We start from the raw sequence: 6,537 nt of genomic DNA, 5'->3' as shown, positions 1-6,537 counted from the left end.
GGCCGAATGTCCTTCCCTGCGGGCCATGCACCGGGCATGCCGCGGGCGCAGGAGGAAACGGCACGGACTGCGGCGGAACACGTCCGCCGCCATGACGCGTCCTGCCCCCCACAGGCCGGAAATGGCGTTCTTCCAATCTTCGTATTCAAGTCTTAACTAGCGATTCACCCTGCGGCAACATTCCGTTTCCGCCAAGTCTTCCGGCTGGCGCGCAAAGCAGGGTATTCCATGCCGGCCGCGGCTGCAGGCGGCCCGCGCGCGCGGCGGCGGGGCCCCGGTGCTTGACAGATCCGGCCGCGGCGCCTCTCCTTGGGCCGGGTTCCGGCCCCGGCCGGAGGGGAGAATGCGCATGCGGGCGGCCGCATCGCGCGCAGATCGGGAGACCGGGACATGGATGACACGGCACGGCAGGACGGCGCCCCAGGCGCGGCGGCGGGACTGGACCCGGAGGTGGCGCGGCAGATCTCGGGGCTGCGCGCGGCGCTGCGCGAGAATTTCGGCAAGGTGGTGATGGCGATGATGATGCAGCCGCGCTACCGGGCGCAGATGCTGGGCGACCTGCAGCACCTCGTGCTCGACCCGATGCTGCAGGACCGCATCGCGGTCGCCTATGCGGGGGCGGAACCCGCGCCCGGACAGGACATGGCGGGCTTCGCGATCTGGGCCAGCGTGTCGGAGGAGGTCGACGCCTCGATCCGCGAGCAGATCGCCAGCGGGGTCTTCCCGGTGCGGCTGAAGCCCGCCGACTGGACAAGCGGCAGGATCAACTGGCTGCTCGACATTGTGGCACCGGACCAGGCGACCGCGGCCACGGTCATCGCCAATTTCCGCAAGGTGGCCAAGGAAGGCGAACTCAAGCTGCATCCCTTGATCACCCGGCTGGTGGATCCGGCCACGCTGGAGAAGATGGGCGCGCGCCGTGCGCCCGCGCCAGAGGCCGCCGCGGGCTGACGCGGCCCGCACTCAGACCGGCGGCAGGCGGAGCGCGGCAATCTCCGGCATCTGCCGACGTCCCGGCCCGGTGCCATGGCCCGGCAGCCCGGCATCGCGCCACAGCCGCGGCGGCAGCTCGGCAAGCCTGCGCATCCGCAGGCGGCGCGCCCGGCGGCGCGCGACCAGCGCGTCATGGAGTTCGTTGAGGTCCTTCATCGGCCTGCTCCCGGCATGGTTGGCAACGCCTCCAGACTGCCGCAGCCATGTTTCGCTCCGATGCCGCCGGGGCCGCGCGAGCGTTTCGCTTGATTCGGACCGGGACGGCCCGCTGAAACAATCGAAACGAAGCCCTGCCCGCCGCGACACCGGACTGAAACGGCAGGACGGTCCTATCGGCATGAAGTCAGGAAATCCTTGCCCGGAAGGACCGGTATCCGCCATGCTCGACACCTGTTCCGAAGTTTTCCGCTTGGAGCGGGCGGCCCGCGGGGGCCGGAGGGAGGGCGCCATGGAAAAAACGCTGTTCGAACGCTACGGGGGCTTTTCCACCGTCAGCAAGATCGTGCTGGATCTCTACGACCGGCTGCTGGACGACGACGATGTCGGTCCGTTCTTCGACGAGATCGACATGGCGCGGATCGTCGATCACCAGACCAAGTTCGTCTCGGCGCTGATGGGCGGCCCGGCCTCCTATACCGACGACCAGATCGCCAAGATGCACGCCCATCTTGCCATCGAGCCGCTGCATTTCGACCGGCTGGAGGAAATCCTGCGCGCCACGCTGTCCGATCACGGCGTCGCGGCGGAGGATATCGAGGCCATCACCGGCGCCTTCGCGGCCCGCCGTCCGCTGGTGGAGAAGGCGCCGTGAGCATCGCGGCGATCAACGAACAGCTGCTGCGGGCCATCGGCGTCGGCGTGGCGCTGCTCGACCTGGACAGCTTCCGGCTGCGGTTTTCCAACGACACGTTCCGCGAATGGTTCGGCGACATCGAGATCGGCGGCGAGCTGCTGGACCGGTTCGCAGGCTTCGACGCCGCCGCGCTGCGCGCCGGGCTCGACGGCGAGGGCAGCTACGCGACCGAGACGACCTTCCGTCTGCGCCGCCGCACCATGACCGTGGCGCTCGCCTTCAACCGAGCGCTCGACGGCGAGGAGGCCGTGGCCGTTCTGGTCTGCCAGAACATCAGCCGGATCAAGGAGCTGGAGTCGATGATCGACTCCTATTCGATGATGGTCGAGCGCAACACCCGCGAGATCAAGCGCGAGAAGGAGCAGGTCGAGAAGCTCCTGCTCAACATGATGCCGCGCACCGTCTACGAGGAATACAGGACCTTCGGCGTCGTCACCCCGCGGCTCTACGATCCGGTCTCGGTCGTCTGCATCGACTTCCTCGGCTTCGCCGACATGGTCGCCGCGCATGACCCGGCGGTGATCGTCAGCGAGCTGAACGACATCTACACCGCCTTCGACCGGATCGGCGAGCAGTTCGACTGCGCCCGCATCCGCGCGGTGGGCGATCTCTACATCGCGGTGGCGGGCCTGCCCGACCCGGCGGAGGACCATGCCCGCTGCGCCGCCGATGCCGCCGTGCGCTTCCTGCGCTACCTGGAGCAGCGGAACAATTCGCACCCGATCCGCTGGACCTGCCGGGTGGGCATCGCTTCCGGCTCGGTCGTCGGGTCGGTCGTCGGCGTGCAGAAATACATCTACGACGTCTTCGGCCCGGCGGTGATCCATGCCAGCCGGCTGCGCTATCACGCGCGTCCGATGAAGATCGTCGGAAATGCCGTCCTCGCACGGGCGCTCGGCCCCGGCTTCGCAGTATCCGAGGCGGGCATGGCCGAGCTGTCCGACGGCGAAGCCGAACCCGCCTTCGCCATTGCCGCCGAACTCGGCGCGGCACAGGACGGCTGAGCATGCCGGCCCGCCCGGTCCCGCCGCCGCCTCCGGGCGAAGCCGCGCGTCCAGACATGCTGGCCGAGCTGATGGACGCCCTGACCGAGGGGCTGGCGGTCTTCGACGGCGGCGGCGCGCTGCGCCAGGCCAATGCCGGGTTCCTCGAGATGAATCCGGCCATCGCGGGCATGCTGTCGCCGGGGCTGAGCTGGGACATCCTGCTGCGCGAATGGGTGCTGCGCGGCGGGCTGCCGCCCGAGACCGGGCGCAGCCTCGGCTTTGCCGAGGCGCGGCTGGCCGAGGGCGAGCGGATGGCGGCGCCGCTGGAATTCGAGGCGGGCGAGCGCGCCTTCGAGATCGCGCTGCGCGCCACGGCGGCAGGCGGGCTGGTGCTCGTGCAGACCGACATCACGGAACGGCGCGCCTACGAGGAAAACGAGCGCGCCGCCGACCAGCTGGTCCGCAAGGTGCTGGAATCCTGCCCGGCCAACATCATCATGTCGCGGGTCGGCAACGGCGAGATCATCTACCGCACGCCCGCCGCGACCGAGCTGCTGGGCACAGCCAAGCGCACGCATGCGCATTTCGCGTCGCGCGGAGAGCGCGCCGATTTCGTGACCGCGCTGCTGCCCGAGGGCCGGGTCGACGGCATGGCCGTCACCGGCATCCGCGCCGACGGCACGCGCTTTCCCTGCCAGGTCTCGGCGCGCCTGATCCAGTACCGCGGCGAGGAGGTGATCGTCTCCACCACGGTCGACGTCTCGCGCGAGGTGGAGCTGCGCCGCAGGCTCGCGGGCCAGCGCGAGCAGATCTTCCAGGCCGAGAAGATGTCCGCGCTCGGCGAGCTGCTGGCCGGGGTGGCGCACGAGCTGAACAATCCTCTGTCGGTCGTGGTCGGCCATGCGCTGATGCTGCGCGAGGAAGAGATCGGCGACGAGGCGCTGCGAAGGGTCGGCAAGATCAGCGACGCGGCCGAGCGCTGCACGCGGATCGTGAAGAGCTTCCTCGCCATGGCGCGCCAGCAGCCCGCGCAATTCGTGCCGGTGGATCTGGCCGAGACTGCCGAGACCGCGCTCGACGCGCTGGCCGGCAGCGCCGAGGGGATCGGTGCGGAGGTGGACACGGATATTGCCGCGGAACTGCCGATGGTGCGCGGCGACGCCCACCAGCTGGCGCAGGTGATCATCAACCTTGTCGCCAATGCCGACCAGGCGATCCGCGACAGCGGCACCGGCGGGCGGATCCGGCTGTCGCTGGCGCCGGGGCCGGACGGCGAAACGGTCGTCCTGAGCGTGGCCGATGACGGACCGGGCATCCCGGACGCCCTGCGCAGCCGCGTCTTCGACCCGCTCTTCACCACCAAGCCCGCGGGGTCCGGCACCGGGCTGGGCCTGGCGCTCTGCCACCGGATCGTCACCGCCCATGCCGGCCGCATCGCGGCAGAGCCGCGCGAAGGCCCGGGTGCCGAGATCCGCGTGCATCTGCCGGTGACGCGCGACACGGAGACCGCCGGGGCGCAGGCCGCGGAACCCGCGCAGGCCGCGCGCGGCCGCATCCTGGTGATCGACGACGAGGAGGACGTGGCCGACCTGATCCGCGAAATCCTTGCGCGCGACGGCTTCGAGGTGACGGTGGCAGGATCGGGCGAGGACGGGCTCGCGGCGGCGCTGGCGGGCGGCTTCGCGCTGATCCTGTCGGATCTGAACATGCCGGGGCTGGACGGGCGCGGGCTCTATGAACGGCTGCTGCGCGACCGCCCGGAAATGGCGCGGCGCACCGGCTTCGTCACCGGCGACACGATGAGCCCGCAGGCGCGCGGCTTCCTCGACGGGGCGGGACGGCCCTGCCTGGAGAAGCCGGTCGCGCCGGGCGAACTGCGGCGGCTGGCCCGCGCCATGCTGGAGAAGGGGGGACAGGCGACATGAGCGACCATGTGCTGATCTGCGACGACGAGACGGACCTTCGCGAGATGCTGGCGGAATACCTCGGCAAGCGCGGCTTCCGCACCAGCATGGCCTGCGACGCCGGCAGCCTGCGCGCGGCATTGGCGGCCTCGCGGCCCGACCTGATCCTGCTCGACATCAACATGCCGGGCGAGGACGGGCTGTCGGTGCTGCGCAGCCTGCAGGGCCCCGAGGCGCCGATGGTGATCATGCTGACCGCCGCCGGGGAAACCGTGGACCGCGTGGTGGGGCTCGAGATGGGCGCGGACGACTACCTGGCGAAGCCCGTCGACCTGCGCGAGCTGGCCTCGCGGATCAAGGCGGTGCTGCGCCGCCGCACCGTGCCCGCCGCGGCCGAGGCAGCGCCGGAGCGCACGCGCTTCCGCTTCGGCAAGGCCTGGCTCGATCTCGACGCGGCGCGGCTGACAAGCGAGGACGGGGAGGAAATGCCCTTGACCTCCATGGAGTTCAACCTGCTGAAGCTCTTCGCGCGCAACCGCGGCAGGGTGCTGAACCGCGACCAGATTCTCGAGGGCGCCCATGACCGCGCCTGGGATCCGTTCGACCGCTCGATCGACATCCGCATCTCGCGACTGAGGAAGAAGATCGAGGTGAACCCGTCGAAGCCGGTGGTGATCCGCACCGTGCGCGGCGTCGGCTACATATACGACCCTGGCTGATCCGGCCCGCCCTCGACCCGCCGGCCATGGCCCCTGCCGCTGCAGGACCGGGATCATGCTCCACACCCAGAAGCCGCCAGGGCGGCTGTCCGTGGCCGACATGCCGGGCAACGGTCAACCGTGTCCGTTCCGTCTGGCCTAACAGGCTCCTGAGCCTAGCCGGGGCCCGACGCCGGCTGCAGAACATGGGTCGCCCGCTGCGGAGCAGCGGCGGAGACAGGCATGCGCGGTGCGGACGAGACGAGCGGATCGCCGTCCAGCCCTGCCGATCCGGAGGCGCGCATCCGGGCGCGGCATCCGCTGCGGACAAACCGGCAGGCGGCGAAGCGGGCCATGGAGCCGCCGTCGGTCCGAAGCCCATGGCGAACGCGCCCGCCGGCCGCGACGGCGGATTCGCGGCGCTCCACGGCGGTTGTGGCCGCGCCCCGATCGCCCCCGAGCGGCCGATCCGGGGCAGCCTGCTCCAGATTCTCTGCTCCGTCCGCTCCGGGCGGCAGCTGATGGCGCAGCTGGACCGCGACCTGCCGGTCCGCCGGTTCGCCGGGCTCGGCATCGGTGGCCCCGTGTTGGGCGAAGGGCGTCCCGGAAGTGATCCGGGGGGATCAATTCGGCCTTGAACGGGCGGCGCCCCGGGCCGGAGACCGGCCGCTGGCCACGGACAGGCCGCGCAAGGTGATGGCGGCCATTCCCGCGCATCGCGAGGCCGCGCCGCTGCTGCCGGACGGCCGCTTCGCGCTCGACGGCACATTGGCGGAGGCCCGGGCCTCGATGAAGCGCGTCCGGCCGAAGGAGGACGGCAGTCCCGGCGGTCCCCCCGCACAGGACACTGCCCCGCAGCCCGGTCCGGAACCCGTCCGATGGCCCGCCCCGCCGGCCGCAGCCGCAATGCCGAAGCCGGTTTCAGGGGCGGGAAGCGCTCCAGCGCCACGCATGCCCCGGCCAGCCGGTCCGCAGGCGCGGCTCTGCCGGACGCCGCCCGGCACGGGCATGCGCTGACGGATGCGAGGCGTGTTCCGCCACAGGTCCGAGGACCGCGCCGGTTGCGCAGCGGCCCGGCCGTCCGGGGCGGCCCGAGCCGGGCG

Annotated in this window: 7 protein-coding genes; 6 read left to right on the top strand and 1 reads right to left on the bottom strand. The window is 71.2% G+C overall.

Annotated features, from left to right (window positions below):
• Positions 1-390 precede the first annotated feature (390 nt).
• Positions 391-951, top strand: a complete 561-nt coding sequence (locus tag HCC78_RS24580; RefSeq protein ID WP_172331422.1) for a toxin-activating lysine-acyltransferase — start codon at positions 391-393, stop codon at positions 949-951.
• A gap of 12 nt (positions 952-963) precedes the next feature.
• Here the strand turns inward: HCC78_RS24580 and HCC78_RS24575 are convergent, their stop codons facing one another.
• Entirely contained in the window at positions 964-1,149 is a 186-nt protein-coding gene (locus HCC78_RS24575; protein ID WP_172331421.1) for a hypothetical protein, read from the bottom strand.
• 292 nt (positions 1,150-1,441) lie between these two features.
• Between HCC78_RS24575 and HCC78_RS24570 the strand changes: the two genes are divergently transcribed.
• The 5 genes from HCC78_RS24570 to HCC78_RS34975 are packed head-to-tail and all read left to right on the top strand — an operon-like array spanning position 1,442 to position 6,072.
• Positions 1,442-1,804: a group 1 truncated hemoglobin gene (locus tag HCC78_RS24570; RefSeq protein ID WP_172331420.1), complete on the top strand. Its 363-nt coding sequence runs from the start codon at positions 1,442-1,444 to the stop codon at positions 1,802-1,804.
• Positions 1,801-2,850 carry an adenylate/guanylate cyclase domain-containing protein gene (locus HCC78_RS24565; RefSeq protein ID WP_172331419.1) on the top strand — a complete coding sequence of 350 codons (1,050 nt, stop codon included), beginning with the start codon at positions 1,801-1,803 and terminating at the stop codon, positions 2,848-2,850. The genes HCC78_RS24570 and HCC78_RS24565 overlap by 4 nt, the downstream gene beginning before the upstream one ends.
• Positions 2,851-2,852: 2 nt before the next feature.
• Positions 2,853-4,757, top strand: a complete 1,905-nt coding sequence (locus tag HCC78_RS24560; RefSeq protein WP_172331418.1) for an ATP-binding protein — start codon at positions 2,853-2,855, stop codon at positions 4,755-4,757.
• Positions 4,754-5,455 (top strand): response regulator, encoded by a 702-nt coding sequence (locus HCC78_RS24555; protein ID WP_172331417.1) that lies wholly within the window; start codon positions 4,754-4,756, stop codon positions 5,453-5,455. The genes HCC78_RS24560 and HCC78_RS24555 overlap by 4 nt, the downstream gene beginning before the upstream one ends.
• A gap of 26 nt (positions 5,456-5,481) precedes the next feature.
• On the top strand, positions 5,482-6,072 hold the full coding sequence (locus tag HCC78_RS34975; RefSeq protein WP_371743926.1) for a transposase: 591 nt from the start codon (positions 5,482-5,484) through the stop codon (positions 6,070-6,072).
• Positions 6,073-6,537 lie beyond the last annotated feature (465 nt).

Source organism: Mangrovicoccus sp. HB161399 (assembly GCF_013184745.1).
GTDB lineage: Bacteria > Pseudomonadota > Alphaproteobacteria > Rhodobacterales > Rhodobacteraceae > Mangrovicoccus.
Note: the sequence above shows the minus strand (reverse complement) of the source record. Positions and strands in the feature narration are given on the sequence as shown.